Origin of the sequence: Bifidobacterium bohemicum DSM 22767, assembly GCF_000741525.1 — a bacterium.
Lineage (GTDB): Bacteria > Actinomycetota > Actinomycetes > Actinomycetales > Bifidobacteriaceae > Bifidobacterium > Bifidobacterium bohemicum.
The window spans coordinates 870,455-890,534 of record NZ_JGYP01000002.1; the positions used below are offsets into that span (position 1 = coordinate 870,455).

General features: G+C 58.9%; 16 protein-coding genes. 6 read left to right on the top strand and 10 right to left on the bottom strand.

The window, feature by feature from the left end:
- Positions 1–245 precede the first annotated feature (245 nt).
- A complete protein-coding gene (locus tag BBOH_RS05800) occupies positions 246–1,295 on the bottom strand; it encodes an NAD(P)-dependent alcohol dehydrogenase (protein WP_033521467.1) in 1,050 nt (349 codons plus the stop codon).
- A gap of 548 nt (positions 1,296–1,843) precedes the next feature.
- Between BBOH_RS05800 and nrdF the strand changes: the two genes are divergently transcribed.
- Positions 1,844–2,863 (top strand): class 1b ribonucleoside-diphosphate reductase subunit beta, encoded by a 1,020-nt coding sequence (nrdF, locus tag BBOH_RS05805; protein ID WP_237743166.1) that lies wholly within the window; start codon positions 1,844–1,846, stop codon positions 2,861–2,863.
- Between the two features lie 174 nt (positions 2,864–3,037).
- Here nrdF and BBOH_RS05810 read toward each other — a convergent pair whose 3' ends face one another.
- From BBOH_RS05810 to BBOH_RS05835, 6 genes are all read right to left on the bottom strand, one after another.
- Positions 3,038–4,210, bottom strand: coding sequence for an ArgE/DapE family deacylase (locus BBOH_RS05810; RefSeq protein WP_033521468.1), 1,173 nt, complete (start codon positions 4,208–4,210; stop codon positions 3,038–3,040).
- 93 nt (positions 4,211–4,303) lie between these two features.
- Positions 4,304–5,221: an L-serine ammonia-lyase, iron-sulfur-dependent, subunit alpha gene (gene sdaAA / locus BBOH_RS05815; protein WP_033521469.1), complete on the bottom strand. Its 918-nt coding sequence runs from the start codon at positions 5,219–5,221 to the stop codon at positions 4,304–4,306.
- A 62-nt stretch (positions 5,222–5,283) separates the two neighbouring features.
- Positions 5,284–6,015 (bottom strand): serine dehydratase beta chain, encoded by a 732-nt coding sequence (locus BBOH_RS05820; protein WP_081930351.1) that lies wholly within the window; start codon positions 6,013–6,015, stop codon positions 5,284–5,286.
- Positions 6,016–6,235: 220 nt separating this feature from the next.
- Positions 6,236–7,684, bottom strand: a complete 1,449-nt coding sequence (locus BBOH_RS05825) for an amidohydrolase (protein WP_033521470.1) — start codon at positions 7,682–7,684, stop codon at positions 6,236–6,238.
- A 108-nt stretch (positions 7,685–7,792) separates the two neighbouring features.
- Positions 7,793–9,046 carry an MFS transporter gene (locus tag BBOH_RS05830; RefSeq protein ID WP_237743149.1) on the bottom strand — a complete coding sequence of 418 codons (1,254 nt, stop codon included), beginning with the start codon at positions 9,044–9,046 and terminating at the stop codon, positions 7,793–7,795.
- A 103-nt stretch (positions 9,047–9,149) separates the two neighbouring features.
- Positions 9,150–9,971 (bottom strand): helix-turn-helix transcriptional regulator, encoded by an 822-nt coding sequence (locus tag BBOH_RS05835; RefSeq protein WP_074428538.1) that lies wholly within the window; start codon positions 9,969–9,971, stop codon positions 9,150–9,152.
- Between the two features lie 372 nt (positions 9,972–10,343).
- On the opposite strand from BBOH_RS05835, the gene zwf reads away from it, so the two are divergent.
- From zwf to BBOH_RS08305, 5 genes are all read left to right on the top strand, one after another.
- Positions 10,344–11,882, top strand: coding sequence for a glucose-6-phosphate dehydrogenase (gene zwf, locus BBOH_RS05840; RefSeq protein WP_033521472.1), 1,539 nt, complete (start codon positions 10,344–10,346; stop codon positions 11,880–11,882).
- Positions 11,879–12,928 carry a glucose-6-phosphate dehydrogenase assembly protein OpcA gene (locus BBOH_RS05845; RefSeq protein ID WP_033521473.1) on the top strand — a complete coding sequence of 350 codons (1,050 nt, stop codon included), beginning with the start codon at positions 11,879–11,881 and terminating at the stop codon, positions 12,926–12,928. Before zwf ends, BBOH_RS05845 begins: the two co-directional genes overlap by 4 nt.
- Positions 12,929–13,239: 311 nt before the next feature.
- On the top strand, positions 13,240–14,061 hold the full coding sequence (gene pgl / locus BBOH_RS05850) for a 6-phosphogluconolactonase (protein ID WP_033521474.1): 822 nt from the start codon (positions 13,240–13,242) through the stop codon (positions 14,059–14,061).
- Between the two features lie 266 nt (positions 14,062–14,327).
- Entirely contained in the window at positions 14,328–15,752 is a 1,425-nt protein-coding gene (locus BBOH_RS05855) for an ABC transporter permease (RefSeq protein ID WP_044098163.1), read from the top strand.
- On the top strand, positions 15,749–16,933 hold the full coding sequence (locus tag BBOH_RS08305; RefSeq protein ID WP_052118188.1) for an ATP-binding cassette domain-containing protein: 1,185 nt from the start codon (positions 15,749–15,751) through the stop codon (positions 16,931–16,933). The genes BBOH_RS05855 and BBOH_RS08305 overlap by 4 nt, the downstream gene beginning before the upstream one ends.
- 93 nt (positions 16,934–17,026) lie before the next feature.
- On the opposite strand, the gene BBOH_RS05865 is transcribed toward BBOH_RS08305, so the two are convergent.
- The 3 genes from BBOH_RS05865 to BBOH_RS05875 all read right to left on the bottom strand — a co-directional run.
- Entirely contained in the window at positions 17,027–17,986 is a 960-nt protein-coding gene (locus BBOH_RS05865) for an HD domain-containing protein (RefSeq protein ID WP_033521475.1), read from the bottom strand.
- A gap of 307 nt (positions 17,987–18,293) precedes the next feature.
- The gene (locus tag BBOH_RS08310; RefSeq protein ID WP_052118189.1) at positions 18,294–19,403 is read right to left on the bottom strand and encodes a class II glutamine amidotransferase; all 1,110 of its coding nucleotides are present in this window, start codon (positions 19,401–19,403) and stop codon (positions 18,294–18,296) included.
- A gap of 104 nt (positions 19,404–19,507) precedes the next feature.
- Positions 19,508–20,080 (bottom strand): KUP/HAK/KT family potassium transporter (locus tag BBOH_RS05875; protein ID WP_420305067.1); only part of this gene is annotated, 573 nt, incomplete at its 5' end.

The following is a 20,080-nucleotide window of genomic DNA, read 5'->3' on the forward strand; positions in this document are numbered from 1 at the left end:
TCCAAAATCGTGAACCTTACCGGACTCGGGTTGGATGGAAGGCCGCGACTTCGAGACCCGATTCTCAAAACCAACTTTCACACGGTCAGAATGACCTGATTTCCATGGACGGCTTACGATGGGTTGGAATGTTACGATCGCACAGACCAGCTCAAAGGCGCAAACACAACAGACGTTCCGGCAGTAACAAAAACTCGCACACCCCAGATAGGAGATATACGAGTTTTCGCGGTATAAAGCGGCTATCACTCACCCATATGAGGCACGACGACGGCGCGCTTGGTGAGCTTTCCATCGACCAGGTTGTGGTAGGCGACGAGGGCGTCATCCATCGAATAGGTCTCGACTTCAGGGGTGACCAGTCCCTGGCGGTAAAGCGCGGCGACCTCATGCAGCTCCGACATCGATCCCCAGTAGGCGCTGGTGAGCTCCTGCTCCCACGGATTCGTATACCAGTCGAACTCGCCCTTGCCGCCGGCAATGCCGACGATCGTCACACGCGAGCCGATTCCAGAGGCGGCCTGAGCTGCGGCGATGGTGGGGGCGATGCCCACGAAGTCGAACGCGGCATCCACGCCGCGCCCACTGGTGATCTCGCGAATCCTGGCGACCTCGTTCTCATCGCTCGGCACGGTGATGACGCCTTGCTCCTCGGCCTTGGCCATGCTTTCGGGTTTCATATCGGTGCCGATGATGGTCGCACCGGTCAACGCTTTGAGCAGCTGGATCGCAATCTGTCCCAATCCGCCAAGACCGATGACCAAGGCATACTTGCCGCCGCCGCGCAGGTGAGGCAGTGCGGCTTTGATGGCGTGGTACGGGGTCAATCCCGCGTCGGAGAGCGGAGCCGCCGCGATCGGGTCGGCATCGCCCAGCGGCACGAGGTTACGGGCCGGCACCACCGCGTACTCGGCCATACCTCCGTCGCGCCCCAAGCCGATGGCCAAGGATTCGTTGGTGGCCATGTTCTCGCAGTAGTTCTCTTCGCCGGCGACGCAACGCTGGCAATGACCGCATCCGGTCGGCCCATAGACCAAGTAGGCATCGCCTTTGTTGAAACCGGTGACGCCGGGGCCGAGCTCCTCGATCCAACCGGAGGTCTCGTGCCCGAGAATGAACGGGGGCTTGGTGTGCGTACCCGTTTCGGGGGTGTAGTCATGGAACACGGACACGTCCGAATGGCAGCAACCGGCCCCCGCCACCTTCAGCAACACCTCACCCGGTCCGGGCGTCGGTTTCTCCACTTCCTTGATCGTGGGGAACGTCTTGTAGTTCTCAAAAACCACGGCTTTCATAGCGGTCCTTTCTAAAATGGGTAGACACACGCGCAGACTCGGTCACGGTACATCCGTATTGAATCCGCTTGAGTTCGACCATACTATCGCCCAGACGCCGTCGATGGAGCCGTAAACGATGCTTATGATTGTAAAGTCACACCACTTGCCTTGCAAATGCCTACGAATTGGCCAAATTTTCTGTCATGCTTTCTCAAGAACGGCTTCATTCCGCCATTTTCCGACGTCGCGAGCACCCATGCCTCGCGTCATGCTTTTCTGTTACATTCATCACACCAAATTTCCGCGAGTCATGACGCAAACACACAATCAAGCGATTACTATATATAGAAGATATCGCCATACCGCACCACTAGATATCGTGTCAACGGCATGTCAAACGGTCGCTTCACGTCACCGAAACACAGCAGAATAGTTGTTTCACCGACATGCCCGCGGACGGACTGCGCATGGCCGAACATCGGCGATGCCGAATCCAAGGTAAACGTAAATACGGAACAACAGAAGGAAGCACGATGGCAGACGAAGTCAAACTGGCCGACGATAAGATGATGGCGGATTCACTGACCCCACCGCAGTGGTCCACGGCTTTCGCAAAGGGAGCGGACCCCAAGACCCTGCGAATCCGCCCGGTCAACTGGAACAACATCCAGGACGACAAGGACCTCGAGGTGTGGAACCGCCTGATCGCCAACTTCTGGCTGCCTGAAAAGGTGCCGCTGTCGAACGATATTCCTTCTTGGCGCAGCATGACCGAGCACGAGCGCGAGACCACCGTACATGTGTTTACGGGCCTGACCACGCTCGACACCGAGCAGGCCACCGTGGGTGAGCTGGTGCAGATTCCCGACGCCCTGACCGAGCACGAACAGGCCATCTACACTAACATCGCCTTCATGCAGTCGGTGCACGCCCGCTCCTATTCCTCCATCTTCTCGACGCTGTGCTCCTCCGAACAGATCGACGAAGCCTACCGTTGGGCAGTGGGCAACGACCTCGTACAGGAGCGCGTGCGCATCGTCATGGAGCAGTACCAGTCCGAGGACCCGCTCAAGCGCAAGGTCGCGGCCGTGATGCTCTCCTCGCTGCTGCTCTACGCGGGCTTCTACCTGCCACTCTACTTCTCCAGCCGCGCCAAGCTGATGAACACCGCGGACATGATCCGCCTGATCCTGCGCGACAAGGCCATCCACGGCTATTACTCCGGCTACAAGTACCAGCGCCACCTCGAGCACCGCACCGCCGCCGACCAGGAGATGCTCAAGAAGTACACCGACGACCTGCTGAACCAACTGTATGAGCTGGAGGTCAAGTACTCCGACCAGGTCTACGAAGGCTTCGACTTCATCGACGACGTGCAGGCGTTCGTGCGCTACAACGCCAACAAAACCCTGATGAACCTCGGTTACGAGGCCAAGTTCAGCGCCGCCGAAACCAAGGTGAGCCCCGAGATCATCGCGGCCCTATCCCCTTCGGCTGACGAGAACCATGACTTCTTCTCCGGTTCAGGTTCCTCCTATGTCATCGGCAACGCCGAAGCCACCGATGATGACGACTGGGACTTCTAAACGTAACCACCAACCCAACGGTTGACGCCAAACGACACCAACGCGAGAGGGGGCTGACCGGTTCTAATCCGGTCAGCCCCCTCTCGCGTTGCTTTTGTCAGAAAACCTCTACAGGCCTTCGTCCCGAACGCTTTTCAAGAGACCCTCATCAGGTCTCCGCCAACGACGACAGCTTCACTCGGTGATGCCCATGTATTGGTCGAGAATCTCCTGGTACATGGCGATGAAGTCCTCATACATGCCCTTCGGCAGGCTCTCATTGACGCAATGCATGGTCTTGTTGCCGGGGCCGAACACCACGTACGCGGTGTCGGACGGGCTGTTGATCAGCAGCTTGCTGCCATCGGTCGCCCCCGACAGGGCCAGCATCGGAATAGTCGGTTCCTTGCCCTGTGCAGCAAGGTGCTTTTCGCCTACCGATTGAGCGATCTTGGCGAGCTTGGCGTCCTTGGGGCCGACCTGTGCAACGATATCCATACCGATGCTATAAGAGACTTCGGCCTTGTGGGTCTCGTTGAACTTCTTGACCTCTTCATCGAAAATGCCGCGGATGGTGGCGTTGTCGAACTCGGGAACGATGCGGATGTTGATCTCCGCGCTTGCGGACTCGGGGATGGCGTTGACCTGCCGGCCGCCGTGGAAGACGTCGATGTTGTAGACCGTCCCACCCAGATCGGGGTTGTTTTTGCCCTCGGACTCCTTCTTGATGCGCTCGGAAAGGACATCAAGGAACTCAATGAGGTTCTCGACGGCGTTGATGCCGAGCTGAGGCATCGAACTGTGCGCGGCCTTGCCCTTCATGTTCACCGTGATGTCGTATTCGCCTTTGGTAGCGTAGACGATTGCATAGCCGGAAGGCTCACCGACCAGCAACGCCTCGACGCCCTTCATGTACCCCTGCTCCTCCAGGGCCTGGGCTCCGGGCATGCCGACCTCCTCGCCTGCGGTGCAGAGGAATCGTACCGTGCCGTGTATCTGGGACTCATGCTCCTTCAAGTGGAGCATGGCGATGACCAGGGCGGCGGTGCCGGCCTTCATATCGGTCACGCCGCGGCCGTAGATCAAATCGCCCTTCTCGGTGACCGTGAAGGGGTCGGTCTCCCAGCCATCCTGTTGAGCCGAGACCGTGTCCATATGGCCGCAAACCGCGACGACCGGCTCGCCGGAGCCCACTTCCGCGACAAGATTGGCACGTGTAGGGTCGTCCTCAAGCGGCAGCACCTTCGAGCGAATGCCTGCCTGTTCGAAAATACCGTGGATATAGTCGGCCACGACCTTCTCGTTGCCGTTCTCCGTGTGGAACGCAACCAATGTCTTCAATAGATCTTTGGCTTGTTCTGTATTCATAAGAGCCTCCTTAGGGGGTTATCGTTGATAAATCGACAGTTTTTTACAGCGGATCGGATGCGCCCTGACGCACGCACCCTGTGGATGCATGAATCAGGTCGCCGATTCGGTTTTTCTGAATGCGGACAGGTTCTTCTTCGCGGGGAATATGCTCTCCTTCAGTCTCCGGCCGGTCGGGGTATCAGCCAACCCGCCGAGCCCGGTCTCACGGAATTTCCTAGGCAGGTTTTTGCCAACGTCATCCATCGCGCCGATCACTTCGTCGGGCGGAATCTTGTTGGTGATGCCGGCCAAGGCCATGTCCGCCGCGATAAGACCGTTACCAGCTCCGATTGCATTGCGCTTGACGCAAGGCAGTTCCACCAATCCAGCCACCGGATCACAAATCAGTCCCAATAGATTCGATATGGCAATGGCCAAAGCCTCCGCACTCTGACGAGGAGTGCCACCGGCGGCCTCCACCGCCGCAGCGGCACCCATCGCGGACGCGCTGCCCACCTCAGCCTGGCAGCCACCCGTGGCCCCCGCGATACCAGCGTTGTTGGCGATGATCAAGCCAAATGCACCCGCCGTGAACAGAAAACGAATCTGCTGGTCGCGACCCAAGCCAAGCCGATCCGTCAACGTGAACAGAATCCCTGGAATCGTGCCCGACGAACCGGCCGTAGGCGTGGCGCAGATGACGCCCATCGCGGCGTTGACCTCATTGCAGGCCATCGCGTTCTGCACCGCCTGCATCATCACGTCTCCACTCAGGGTCCTGCCACGCTCACGGTACTTGCGCAGTTTCACGGCATCCCCACCGGTCAGGCCGGTCGTGCTATGTACGCCTTCACCCGCGGCGCCGTCTGCGACCGCCTGTTGCATCACATCGAGATTGCGCCCCATTTTCTCCCAAACGGCTTCACGCGGCTCATGGGAACGCTCGATCTCCTGCCGGATCATCAATTCGCAGACCGGCAGTTGCCGCCGCTCGGCGTCCTCAACCAATTCAGCAATTGTCAAATACATATTATTCCTCGTAAACCCATGAAAATCACATGTTCCTCGAACGCCGCCAGCCGCCGCGGAACCTATCTCAGGTAGAAAATCCGATCATCGCCATGCACTACATCCTCAACCATGCGTTGGGTCAGAGGGGAGTCAAGGTCGTATTCGTACATCCGCTCGTCGGTGTCCTGCCCGCCGAAGGAACGCACATCCCCGATCAGGCAGACGCCTCGGAGTTTTTCGCCAAGTTCCTGATTGTCCGAATCATGGCCTCGCAACAGCAACATCGGCAACGTTCCGCGCGGCCTGACGTCGAAACCGTCAACCACGATCCGTTTGATTTGCGCCACTCCGCCACCAATGGAGACGCCCACGACCTGCACCGACCGACGACTATTGGAAACGCTGACGATCGCGGTGTTCGGATGACCGACCGGACTGTCACCCTCCTTCTCGACGAATGATACATGAATACCCCGCCGCCGCGCAATCTCAAGCGAATTCTCGTTGCGCCTGTCGTCAGTCGCGAATCCCAGAACCCCACCGACGATCGCGAAATCCGTACCATGACCCTGATGGGTCTGTGCAAAGGATTCGTAATAATCAACGACAATGGTTTCGGGTTCATCACGAAAGACCTCGTTGACGACACGACCTATGGCCACCACACCGGCCGTATGCGAACTGGAGGGGCCGATCATGACAGGCCCTATGATATCGAACACGCTCCGGTAGTTCGCCGTTTTCGACGAAGTTCCGTCACCATCATCCGCCGCGCGTCCCGAATGTTGAGTGGCATCCCCCGATACCGCCATGCCCTCGCCCCTTTAATCATCGGATATAGAAACCGGCCGTACACCATACGCATGTACGGCCGGCGAAAAACACCAATCTTTTTCAATGGCGCTTGATGGTCAAGCACATTACCTTTCAACTGCCGTGATGCACAAGGTGTTTCACCATCGGCTTCAAACAGGGCAAGGCATCAGACCGAACCACCAAATGTGCGGACAATCGCACAACCACATCCCCAACTCAGCCGTGAGGCTGGGTTTCAGGCGGGATGACCGACTCATACGGTTTGCCTTTGAACTGTTTTGCATACGAATCTTTCGCCTCTTGCAACAGCTTCTCGTCGGTAAGCGCATCATACGCGGTCAGTGCGATGGTCTTCGCGGCCATAACCAGACCCTTGTGGGCCACGCTCGACTGCCCGTTTGCCACCCATTGCCAGGAATGCGGCGGGGTGCCAAGCGGCTCGAAGCCGCCATTGAACTGAGCGGTCGGGGTGCACCAGCTCACGTCGCCGACGTCGGTGGACGCCTGCCCTTTCGTGCTCGTGGTATAGATGAGCGGGAACTTGGGCAACGCCATGCTGGAATTGGCGATTTCAGAGGCCTGCTCATCGCTCAGCTCCGGGTTCGCGGCCTTGATTCGCTCGGTGAGCGGCCCGACATAGCCTTCGGGGTTGTTGGACTGGATCTTACGTTCGAACTCCATTTCATCATCGGTCAGTTCCAGCGGGCCGACCAAATCGAGATTCCTGTCCATCGCCTCGCTCAACGGATGGTTGGGCACGTAGTTGGCGCAGGCGGAATCGAAGTCTATGGAAAGCTCGGTGTCCGTCATCATCGCGGCACCCTTGGCGATCTTGACCACACGGTCGTAAATCGGCTTGGCCTGATCGAGGAACGGAGCCCGGACGAAGAAATACAGCGTGGAGGTCGGATGCACGACGTTCGCGGACTTGCCGCCGGCATCCAGATAGGCGTAGTGGATTCGGGCCTCATCGATGATATGCTCCCGCAGGAACTGCACACCCACCGTCATCAGCGTGGCCGCATCGAGCGCGTCACGTCCCTGCTCCGGAGCCGCCGCGGCATGAGCCGCCACGCCTTTGAAGCTGAAATTGGCCTGCATCACCGCAAGACCGCCACCGCCGGCAACACTGGTGATATCGGAAGGATGCCAAGTGAAAGCGGCATCGACATCGTCGAAGACACCGGCCCGCGCCATGAACGCCTTGCCGTACCCGCTCTCCTCTGCCGGGCAGCCGAAAAGCTTCAGCGTGCCTTTCAGATGTTGCTCCTCCATCAGTGTCTTGAGCGCAACGGCAGCACCCAAAGCACCGGTGCCGAGCACGTTGTGGCCGCAACCCTGGCCCGGAGCGCCTTCGACCAATGGCTTGCGGCTTGGATTGCCGGCCTCTTGGCTCAGGTTGTCGAGCGCGTCGTATTCGGCGGTGATGCCGATGACCGGCTTGCCGGAACCATACGTGGCGATGTAGGCATAATCCATGCCCGCGACGCCCTTCTGGATATCAAAACCTTCTTTTTCCAGAACCTTATAATGTTGTTCGACGGACTCCGGAACCGTGAAACGCGTCTCAGGCGTCTCCCAGATACGATCCGCGGCCTCGATGAACTCGGCCTTTTTCTCATCGACGATGTCCATGATCCGTTGCTTGTTGCCGTCAACCACCATGAAACACCTCCTTTCATCAGCCGTCGATGCTGACACGTCGACGGCCATTCAATATTTTGCGGGTCTCTAACCACCGCACCGCGTGATGGAAAATGAAGCCACCAGCGACTATTCGGTCTTGGGAACCCGGACGAACAGCACTGCGAACGCCGCGACTATGACGACGGCCGCAAGGAAGAAGAACGCAGGAGTGAAGGAGCCTCCGGCAAGCTTGATCAGATAGCCGATGACCATCGGCGCCAGGAAGCCGCCGAGGGTGCCACCGGTGTTGATCACGCCGATGGAGGAACCGATCGTCCGCGCATCCATGATCTTGTGGGGCCAGGTGAAGATGCCCGTGAACGCGAACATGCTGCACATGCCGATCACGATCAACAGGATGATGGAGATCACCAGGTTCTTGGACAGCACGAAGCAGACAATCAGCGCGCCGGTGATGGCCGAGGCGCCGACAATGGCCTGCTTCTCCCTATGCAGGAAGAACTTGGAAAGCAGGGTTCCCGAGAAGATCGCGGCGAAGGTCTGGAAGATGGCGTTGAAGGCCAGGATGTACCCGGCCTGGTTCACCGTCAGGTGGAACGTCTTGGTGATGTACGAAGGCAGCCAGGACATGTTGCCGTAGAGCACAACGTTGAGCAGCAGCATGGCCACGAACAAAATCAGGACGTTTGGGTTCTTGATGACCTCCAGGAAACCGGGCTTCGGTTCATCCGAGCTCTTGGTCTCAGCCAGGTTCGACATCTCTTCCCGTTCGCGCTTGCCACCAGGCACGAAAATCCAGATCATGATGAAGGCGACGAGGTAGAGGCTGCCAAGGACTGCGTAGGCAGTGCGCCAGTTGGAGGACACGAGCTGGGCCCCTAGCGTGAAGGCCAGGATGCCGCCGATGCCGGACGTGGACAGAATCAGCGACTGGACGAAGGTCCTTTTTTCGCGAGGGAAACCTTCCGCGATGGCTTTGGAGCAGCTCGGCGGGTAGCCGCCATGTCCGATGCCCGCGCAGAAGCGGACGACGATGAACATCAGCAGACCGCTCATCGCCCCGAACAAGTAGGAGAACACCCCGATGACCAGCATGGAGGCCATCAGCACACGCTTGGCCCCGAACTTGTCAGCCAGCCAACCGCAGGGAATCTGCATAATCGAGTAGCCCAGGAAGAACAACGACATGATCAGACCCGTCTGACCCGTGTCCAAATGGAACTGGGAGGAGATCGGGATGATGGCCGTCGAGATCATACTCTTATCCATATAGACCACAGAGTATCCGACCATGAGCGCCGCCACCAGCATCACGTTCATCAAACCGCTTCGTTGCGCTGGAGTTGGCGCCTGATCAGGTGTATTGACTGTTTCTGCCATTTATGGAACCACCTTTAGGAGTCAACGAAAATCAAATTATTACAGGGCTCATGTTACCTCGAATAAAAAACGAAATGCCATGTTTTGATAAATTTCTGGCATATTAATTATTTTTTATCTTTTTATCGTCGACAGCATTGGATTCGTTGGTTTCCCCGGATTGTTCCGTCCGCTTGGCGGCCTGCCTGACCTCACGCAGATAGCGGTAGACGGTCGGCTCCGAGACACCCAGACTTTGCGCGGCCACCGGAACGGCGTCCTTCAAAAGGAAAAACCCTTGTTCAAACAGACGACTGATCGCCAGCATTTTCTGATCGTGTTTGAGATAACCGACCTCAACACGACATTCGTCGCAAATCGCCCGGACCACGGAGTCAGCCATCGATTGCGCCGTAGTAGCCAAATGCTCCAGCAGCATCGCCGACGATTCCGCTCCGGAATCGGCTTCCATCCCCCGGCCTTCAAGCGCCGCGGCCTTGCCCGAAACACCCTCACGAATGGACGGGTCCGCCGTAAGCAACATCCCATAATTCCTCCGGAGCTTTTCAATGGCGGCGCCCATGTCCAGAAGAAGGCCATCATCGGTATTAATGCAGATCATCGCCACGATCCTACCGTCATAACGAAGGAAAAAAGTGGATGACCGCAACATGTGTCCGTTTCGCGAGACACCCGGGTAATTGGCCAGGTAATTACGCGACTCATCACCATGCTGCTGCACCACGCGCAACGCGAGATCGGTCGCCGGGTCGCCCACTTTACGCTGCGATATTTCCGAATTGCGAATCGCCACCACAGAATGGTTCAAATCCGTCAGATCGTTAAGCACGACCTCACTGCGCTCACCGAGAATCTCAGCGAGAAAATCAACCGCAGGAATAAAAGACCTGATATATCGACGAACCTCATCCGGTTGACGTTCCACCTCACGCCTCATTTCCGATCACCACCCAGTCAAGCCGCACCGCACAGAACATCACTTGACGTCTTTCGACCAGACCACGTTAAAACTTCCCCCCTACTCTACTCCACCGATCATTGACACGCCCCACGAAGCCGATTACCATCCGTCCGGGTTCATGACCGACACCGGCTGTCTGCATATACGACCACCGAACATCATCGTATTCAGCGACCCGGCAATATGATATACGGTCTTCAAACCATGCGAAAGGACACGGGGGTCACACTTCGCCCCACCCTTCCCCGCGCCTTTCAATTGTGATTCACGCAACATCCTGTCCATCCGGCGTCTTTAATCGCACCATTAGCCTTACCGACGGATAGACTGGAAACCATGAGCGAACAAACTTCTTGGGCCAACCCCCTGCGCGACCCACGCGACCTGCGGCTGCCCCGCATCGCCGGACCTTGCAGCCTGGTGATTTTCGGCGTCACGGGTGATCTGTCGAAAAAGAAACTGCTGCCGGCCATCTACGACCTAGCCAATCGTGGCCTGCTGCCACCCAGCTTCGGACTGACCGGTTTCGGCCGGCGCGACTGGAGCAACGAGGCTTTTGCGGACTTCGTCAAAGAGTGCGTCGAGACCCACTGCCGCACCCCTTTCCGTGAATCGACCTGGAATAACCTTGCCAAAGGCATCCGCTTCGTTCAGGGCACGTTCGACGACAAGGCGGCGTTCGAGCGACTGAGCCAAACCGTGCAGGAGCTCGACCGCGACCGCGGCACCCGCGGCAACCACGCGTTCTACATGTCCGTGCCGCCAAGCGCCTTCCCAATCGTCTCCAAGCAGCTCGCGGACTCGGGTCTGGCCAAATCCAGCGAAGACGCATGGCGCCGGGTCATCATCGAGAAGCCGTTCGGCCACGATTTGGAGAGCGCCAAAGAGCTCGACCGCGTCGTCTCCGAGGTGTTCGACCCCAACTCAGTGTTCCGCATCGACCATTACCTGGGCAAGGAGACCGTGCAGAACATGCTGGCGCTGCGTTTCGCCAACTCCATGTTCGAGCCGATCTGGAACGCCAACTACGTCGACCATGTGCAGATCACGATGGCCGAGGACATAGGCATCGGCGGGCGCGCGGGCTATTACGACGGCATCGGCGCGGCCCGGGACGTCATCCAGAACCACCTGCTGCAGCTGATGGCGTTGACCGCGATGGAGGAGCCGGTGAGCTTCGCGGCCTCGGATCTGACCGCGGAAAAGACCAAGGTGCTTTCCGCGGTGCGTCTGCCGAATGACCTCTCCGCCAACACCGCTCGCGGGCAGTATGCCGCCGGATGGCAAGGATCCGAGCAAGTCTGCGGATACCTCGAGGAAACCGGCATCGACAAGTCCAGCACCACCGAAACGTACGCGGCCATTCGCCTCGACGTGGATACGCGGAGGTGGGCCGGCGTGCCGTTCTACCTGCGCACCGGCAAGCGCCTGGGCAAGCGGGTCACCGAAATCGCCGTCGTGTTCAAGCGCGCGCCGCACCTGCCGTTCGAGCAAACGGCCGTACGCGAGCTGGGCAACAACGCGATCGTCATCCGCGTACAGCCCAACGAGGGCGTGACCATCCGCTTCGGCGCGAAGGTGCCCGGTGCCACCGCGATGGAGGTGCGCGACGTCTCCATGGACTTCAGCTACGGGCGCTCCTTCACCGAAAACCTGCCGGAAGCTTACGAACGCCTCATTCTTGACGTACTGCTTGGCGAGCCACCGCTCTTCCCGACCACCAAGGAAGTGGAACTGAGCTGGCAGATCCTCGACCCGATCGAGGAGTACTGGGCCGGACTGGGTCAACCGCAACCCTATCGCTCCGGAACATGGGGGCCAGGGGAGGCCGACGAAATGCTGGCGCGCGAAGGGCGCCATTGGAGGATGCCATGATTATCAACATGCCGAATACCGAGACCAACCGTATCGCGCGCAAAATCGAGGAACTGCACCAGGAACGGGGCGAGGCCGGCAACGACCGGGTATTGACGCTCATCATCTCGACCGAGAAGGACGAGCTGAAGGAGGCGTTGGAAGCGGCCAACGGTGCAAGCCGCGAGCATCCCTGCCGCGTCATCGCCGTGATAAACGATGACGGTTCACCTGATTCCACGCCGAATCAGGCAGGTCAGACCACCGTCACCACAAGCAACGACGTTCCCGAAAGTCCCGTCAATACGGCTCACTCCTCGAACGTCACTGCGATGGCGGCTCCGAACGCGACCTGCGATGTGATCACCATCGACCCTGACGGTGCGGCGACCGATTTGGATGCGCAGGTGCGCTTTGGCGCGGATGCCGGTGCGGGCGAAGTGATTATCCTACAGCCGCGCGGCGGACTGAAACGGCATGCCGATACGCTTGTCATGCCCTTACTTGTGCCCGACATTCCAATCGTCACATGGTGGCCGACCAACCCACCGGCAAACCCGGCAAACGACCCGCTGGGCGCGATGAGCGGACGACGCATCACGGATGCCGCCCGATCGAACAATCCCGCCGCGACTTTCGAAAGACTCGCCGCGAACTGGGAACCACAAGACATCGACCTCGCATGGACGCGCATCACCATCTGGCGCGCGATGCTGGCCTCGATGCTCGACCAGCCGCCGCATCTGCCGGTCACATCAGTCAAACTTACAGGCGGCGAGCGCTCCCTGCCGTTGCAACTGTTGGCCACATGGCTCGGCCGGCAACTCGCTGCGCCGGTTTCGATGGAATACGTGCCTGATACCGACTTCATCACGGGTGTCTATCTCGAACGGGGCGACGGCACGCTTTCACTGACTCGCGAGCATTCCGACGAGGCCGTCATCAGTCAGCCCGGTCAGAAGCCTCAGACCGTTTCGATGCCGTTGCGCACGCTCGAGGAATCCCTTAGCGAAGAGTTGCGCCGCATCGATCCCGACGAAGTGTACGCCTCGGTGATTCGAGGCTGACGCGCCCACCTGCGCCAGCCACTTTGTTTGCTGGCAGTGTCATCATGCCACTGCCAGCAAACTGCATATAGCACCATCCCAAGTGCCGTCTACTTACATACCCCGCCAACGACGGTGACGAAACAGGATCCGACGCATCCCAAGCCACCCTCCATTCGCAAAACGCACGATCAGCTGCAATGAATGAAATCCGCGACCGGTGAGAAGTGCGTCCGACTACGCTAGGATTGGAAATCGAACCGACCGGCGAACCCAACAGTTCGCCGGTCGGACGATAGAAGCGACGATGAACGGATGGAAAGGCGGCTGTTATGGCGGAACGACGGCTCGAGGTATACCCCGATAAAGCCACGGTGGCGGAAGCCGCGGCGCAGCGCACACTGCTGGCAATTTTGGATGGACTGAGCGCTCGCGGCGAGGGGGGGAACAACACCCACGCGACCGCGCGATACGACGTGGGGCTTACCGGTGGTTCAGACTCAATTCTGAGCCTCAAGGATATGGCGGCGAACCCGCTCGTCGATGCCGTCGACTGGAGCCGGGTGCATTTCTGGTGGGGCGATGAGCGATACTCGGCACCCGACAGCGATGACCGCAACTGCCTGCAGGCACGACGTGCCTTCCTTGACAAACTCGTATCGGACGGGCGTTTGCCGGAAACCAACATCCACGAAGTGCCTGCCGACATGCGCTCGGCCGCTGAGGTCGCCGCCGCTTCCGACGAGGAAAACGACGCTCTGCTGGCCCAAGCCGCAGCACAATACCAAACCGAGCTAAGGCGCGAGTTGGGTGATGCGCCCACGCTCGACCTGCTGATACTCGGCATGGGGCCCGACGGCCATTTCGGCTCCCTCTTCCCCGGCCACGATGAAATCAACGTCACCGATTCGAGGCAACTGGTGGTCGGCGTCTCGCACTCACCCAAGATGCCGCCTTTGCGTGTCTCCTTGACCGCGCCGATGATGGCGCGCAGCCGGAGAACATGGATGCTCACTTGCGGGGCCGGCAAGGCTGAGGCGAGCGCACAGGTCTTTGCTCACCGTAACAATCCGGCTTATCCTTCAAGCTTCGCCGACGGTGTCGATGAGTTTCTCTGGTCTACCGACCCCGCCGCCTCAGCCCTGCTGAAGTAGGTAACGCCCAGTCCGTTCCAGTTGCGTCAAGGACGCCGGCATGTTCGCATCACTCGGGCAAAGAGACGCATTTACGCACTGTACGACCACGTTCTTGGCAGAACACGAACCTACGCAGATCAGATGCCCAGCGAATATCCAGCAAAATCCCAAATGTTTGACATCACATGTGAGCTTTGTCCGATATACTTGAGCCGTTGCCTACCGTGCGTCCTACCATCAGTAAGTATGTGGCTCCGACGCGCCAAGCGCGATGTCGCGTGCCGATGGAACGGAAAGCGACGCCAGACCCGAAGGCTCAGAAGGAATCGAGGAAACGGATGTTTGTGCTCTCAAATGCGTGGTCTACGGTACTGCGCCACAAATGGCGAAGCCTTATCGCCTTGCTCGCCGCATGCATGGTGATGTTCGGCGGCGTCTTCGCACAGGCGGTGCACGCCGCATACTCCAAAGCGCACGGCAAGACGTATGAATTGCTGCAGCCCATCGCCGTGATCCGCCCCACCGAGGCAACACTAGCCAAACGCAACGACGCCGATCCCGCCATTGTCGGGAAGAACCTCGACCTGCAAGAATACGGGATGATCGCGCAAGCGTCTCAGGCAAACAACCCACAGTCACAGCCGCAATACGCCATGAGTGCGTCACTGCCTCTACGTCAGGCGAAAAGCGGGGTGAACTCAGCCGCGAAAGCCATACCGGGCAAGTCCGACCAGAGCGCAGACAAGACCGGAGGCGAGTTCACTCTTTACGGCCTGTTCAACGCGGATGCCGAGTCGGTCAACATCCCCGGCCGTTTCAAAGTGACCCAAGGCAAGAAGCTGAAGTACCCGACCCAAGACATGCAAGGGGCACAGACCAAGGGCACAGACGGCAAATCCGTACTCGTTTCCGAAGCGCTGGCCGAAAAGAACGGGCTGAAGGTCGGCAGCAGTTTCACCATCGCAGATCCGGACGACGCTGCCAAAACCTACAAATTCGAGGTTTGTGGCATCTACACCTACATCGATCCGGCACCGACCGGCATGGGGTCTGACGCCAAGCTCGCTAAAAACAACCGAGACAACGCCATTTACGGTACCGGCAACGTCATGTCGACCAACGAGGCATGGCAGACCAGCACCTCCGGCTGGAGCACCTTGAAGTATGACGTCGGATTCATCACGAGCAGTCCCGATGCCTACAAAACGTTCCAGAAGACCGTGAAGCGCCTCAAACTGCCGCAAGGGTACGCGGTGAGTTCACCAACGCTTGAACATTACAACGACTCGCTCAAGGGGCTGGACGCTTTCGACAGGAAAATGCGTATCGCGCAAATCGCGCTATACGCAGTGTGCGGGGTGCTGTTGCTGGCGCTGACCGCTTGGGGGCTGACCGGCCGACGCGACGAAATCGCCGCGGATATGGTGTTCGGCATGACCAAAGCACGTATCGGCTGGCAATTGGCTTTGGAAGCGCTGATGCCCACAGTACCAGGGTTGCTGATTGGCGGCGTTGCATCGATTTTCGCTTCGAAGCCCCTTGGATCGAAGCTGACCGGCGGCCACGCAACATCGTTGACCTCCGCTTGCTGGGCGCCAATGTGGTATTGCATCGCCGCTGTGGCCGCACTCGCAATCATTGCGTTCCTACGGGGCGCATTCGCAAGATATCAGACGATTTTTGATGCCGACGAAGGACTCGAGTCATGACCAGGAACAACAAGACGGATGACATGAAGACAACCATCACGCCCGAAGGGGTCAACGACGGCATGGACGGCATGACGCAGAAAGACCATGACGAGGTGCCTTACAGCGTGGTGTTCGACGACGAGGCCGAAGCGGTTTTCCCTGTCACCGGCGACTTCGACGAAACCGGCGACAACGCCGTAACCGCGACTTCGGCAGAAGCGTCGGACACAGCACGATCCGGTGAGAACGCACCGACATCAGCGGCCACAGGCAAGCGGAGACCCGAATCCGAAAAGGCCAGTGAAACCGCAAACGGCAATACCACGACCGGCACGTCAGACAAGTCCACGTCAGACAAGCCGGGCATTTCAGACAAATCCGACAGTTCGGCGGCCGTCGAGCCGGCCACGGCGCTTTCGGCAGAACTTGACCACACCACTGAGGATGAGATTCTGCTCAAGCCCAACCCTACTTTCGGCTTCGACCATGTGACCTACGTCAACGGCAAATCCGGCCGTACCGTACTCGACAACATCGAATGGGGCTTCTTCGCCGGAAAGCTGTATGCGGTCACCGACGCGGACGACGAGCAACGACGGGCCTTCCTGGCCTTGTCCGGCGGATTCGCAAACCCCAACAGCGGTCAAGTCGTGGCCAGGAGCCAAAGCATTGCCGAACTGGAGGTAGGCAAAATCCGTGCGCATCGTATAGGTCTGATTCCGCAACATAACAGCCTGCGACCGGATTTGGACGCCCAAAGCAACCTTGTTTTCGCAATGCGCGCCTCGGGACGGACATTTCTTAAGCCGTTGCCCGTTGTAGCCCGCGACCTTCTGAAAACGGTCGGCTTCGACCAGGCGGCCACCGGCGTGACCGCAGGCGGGCTCGACCCGCTCAACCAGCGTCGGCTCGCCATCGCCCGCGCCATCAGCTGCGAGGCGCCGATCATCATTGCTGACGACCCCGCCCGCGGCCTTGACAAGGCAGGACGGGAGACGATTTTGCAACTGCTGGCAAGGCTTGCGCACAGCCGCGACCCCAAGCGTTGCGTCATCATGCTCGCTCCCGTTGTTGGCGCCCCTGTCGTCGGAACCTCCGAGGACACGGACGCAACCGAAGCGGAAGTCAATCCCGACGACAACGACAATGCCGGCAGCAGCGATTACATCGAGGCAGCCGACAAGGTCTTCTCCTTCTAGGCAATAATCTGTAATGCAAGGATAGGGTACGCACTCGAACCATAATCGGCGGTGCATACCCTATTGTTTTGCCCATTTACGCAGCCACTCCGACTACACCTCAAGCTTCTGGTCGAAGTGCTTGGCCAGCGACGGAATGTCAGGCATACCGTACTTGACGACGAGCTCGCGCCAAGCACGCTCGTTGGGCGGGCCGAAACGCCGGGCCTTACGGGCGTACGCCTCGGCCGTCAGGAAGCGCGGCGGCACGGACTTGCTGTTGTATTTGTCCGCCACCATCACCACCTCCTGCTCAAGGTTGACCGGCACATAGTCGTCGGGAGGAAGTTTCAACCTTTGGGCCACGACCTGCTCGCGCGTCAGACCCACGCCGGTATGATTGCGCGCGAATTGCGCGATCGACTCGTCAACGCCTTGTTCGATCAGCCATTCGTAGCCGCGCAGGCCGTGGAGAATGTAGTTGGGGCCGTCGAATTGAATCTTGCCGCCATTTGAACCGTCGTTCTTAAGCACCAGATACGTGCCGATGTCGTGGAGCATCGCGCCCACGACCGCAAGGTTCTCGTCAAGCAGGCGTGGAGGCACCATCCCGCCGCGCACACCGTCAGTGGCCGGAACCACAGGCGTAATCCGGTGCGCGAGCATCGCCGGAGTCACACGAGGGCTTTTTGCGGTGTCTGAAGGCTTCGTTCCGCTCGAAGACGTGCCTACGTCCTGAGTTCCGGAGGCATCAGCGCCCATAAACCGTACGAAGGAGGCAGATTCGGAGTCCACGGAGCCAGTACTCTGCTTGACATCCTCAGCAGCATGGTTCTTATGTACACGGTTCGTCAGGCGACCAGCCAACGGGTCGTAATTCCCGGTCAACTCCGGCGCGTCGTGGGGCAGGGTGCAACGGCGCGCAAACAAAGCATTCTGCCGTCGTACCAGTTGCCGTGTAATGGTTGCGATGATGACGCAGTGCGTATGAATCAGGTCGTACGCCGGCTGCGAGGGTGCGAGTCTTTGGTGCAGCTCATCCGCTTGCGCAAGCGTGGGGATATATCCGGTCATACTACCATTGTACGGCTCCGCCCGTGTGGCGAGGGCATATGATTCACATTTGTGACACCGATGTCTTCCGCGTCATCTATGCAAACATGCTTCAGTGGTCGGTTCGACCGAGCGAACTTTCAAGCCACACCGTCCAGCATCTTCAGATTGCGCCATGCAGGTCAAATGAAAGGTGAGCCTCCTTATATACGACATATAACATACTACACATAGCGCTTATCTTCGGGGGAGGGGTTCCGGGCATAGCCAAAACTGTTACCGAACCGCACACAAACTTTGACCTCAACAAGACGATTAACCCATCACCTTACAGCCCACGAATCCGGAAATCACCGGTGGCCAAGGCGGAGACGATCATGTGGTTGTTGGGTAACGCTTTCCAGCCTTCAGATTGCGGGTGTTGGAAGCCTGAACTGGCGACGACGACACCACGGGCGCCCTCAACCGCGGCATCGCCCTCGACCGCACCTTCAGCACCAACCGCACAACCACCCACTTCAACACCCCCAGCTGTCCCCATGCCGTGAGCATTATCGGTAGCATTTTGAGTTCGCCCAAACGGAGCCGTAAAATCATCAGCGGTTTCGAAGGTGTCGGAAGCCGGGCTCCCTGTATCCCAGCGGTGCCCGCTCTCGACCGGACCGGTGGCACGATACCACATGTCCCCGTAGTCATCTGCCTGCCCACCCCAGCCGTAATCGGCATACGAATTGACGATCTCGCCCAAGGTCGGGGCGCCGGACGTGGCATGGAGGGCAACGAACCGGTCACTGTCGCAAACGATGCAGTTGTAACTTGCGTTTGGGTACGATCGGCGCAACTTCGCTACGGCACGACGCACGGCCTCATCCAGCGGCAGCCCGGCGGACACAAAACCGGCAATCACCGCGAAAACCACGGCCGAATCGCTATGAGGACTGATGGCGACGACAGTACGCCGATCGACTTCGAATGTCGGATCATCCAGAATATTGACTCCCGTCGATGAGGCGATATGCCCATTATGAATGAACGTCATGTCGTCATATGTAAACGGTTGAACGTTCTCCATGATTCCCGGTATGCCCGGACTTCCCCAACGCAGATGCCACAAGGCGACCTCTGCCGGGACATCGGCCAACGTGTTGAATTCAGGATCGGAGTACGCCGCCATGGTCGTATGGTAAAGACGCTGATCGCCCGGTTGGCCCACACTGTCGAGACCGCCCTGGCAACCGCCCAGCGCCACGCCCCAGCCGTCGCGATGAATCTCACTCAAGCGCCGGAAATCAGAGGTAGCCGCAGGACCGAGCACCTGACGGAGGCTCAGGCGGGCGGCCGATATGCTGTATCCAAGGAGTCTGCACATACCGTCACTATAACGGCCTTGCGCCGTCGACGAGACGAGAGGGCCATAACCATAACCTTGAACCTGCATACTGCGAAAACCATGGTGAACGGCGCACAATATGCCGCACCTATCCGAGGCAAAAGCAGGCATAACAACCTATGCATGCACGGACTGACGTTGCGGTCGATACGCTAGTCGTCCTGTCTGACCACACTCTCGCCGGCACCACTGGACTCACCAGCCTCGACCTTGTCGACCTCTCCGGTTTTTTCGACCCCGTAATCGTCAGCCACAGGTGCGGAGGTATGATGGTTCCCCGTATACACTTCCTTACGCTGCAGGCGTGGTGGCCTGCGTGTAGTGACGAACAGTGGTTGTACTTCGACGACGGGATTGTATGGCGCCAGACCGAACCACTTGACCGGCGAACCCGCGAAACGCCGGATCGCGTACTTCATCTTCAGACTCAACGCCTCACGGGCCGACAGCTTCGACTCCGGCATCAACGCCTTATGGATCAGCACATACCGCACCGTGCCGATATCCGGATCCGCATCCACCTTCGGATACACCGACACCTGCGCCGGCAACTCCCCCGTCGCCGACAGATCATGCATCACCTGATGGATGTACGCCGGAATCGACTGCGACACCTTGAACCCCAGACGGATACGCACCCGGAACATATAGTCCGTGCCGAAATCCTCCACCGAATACTCACGCGTGAACGGCTCGTCCGTGGTCACCACCGACACCGCCCACCA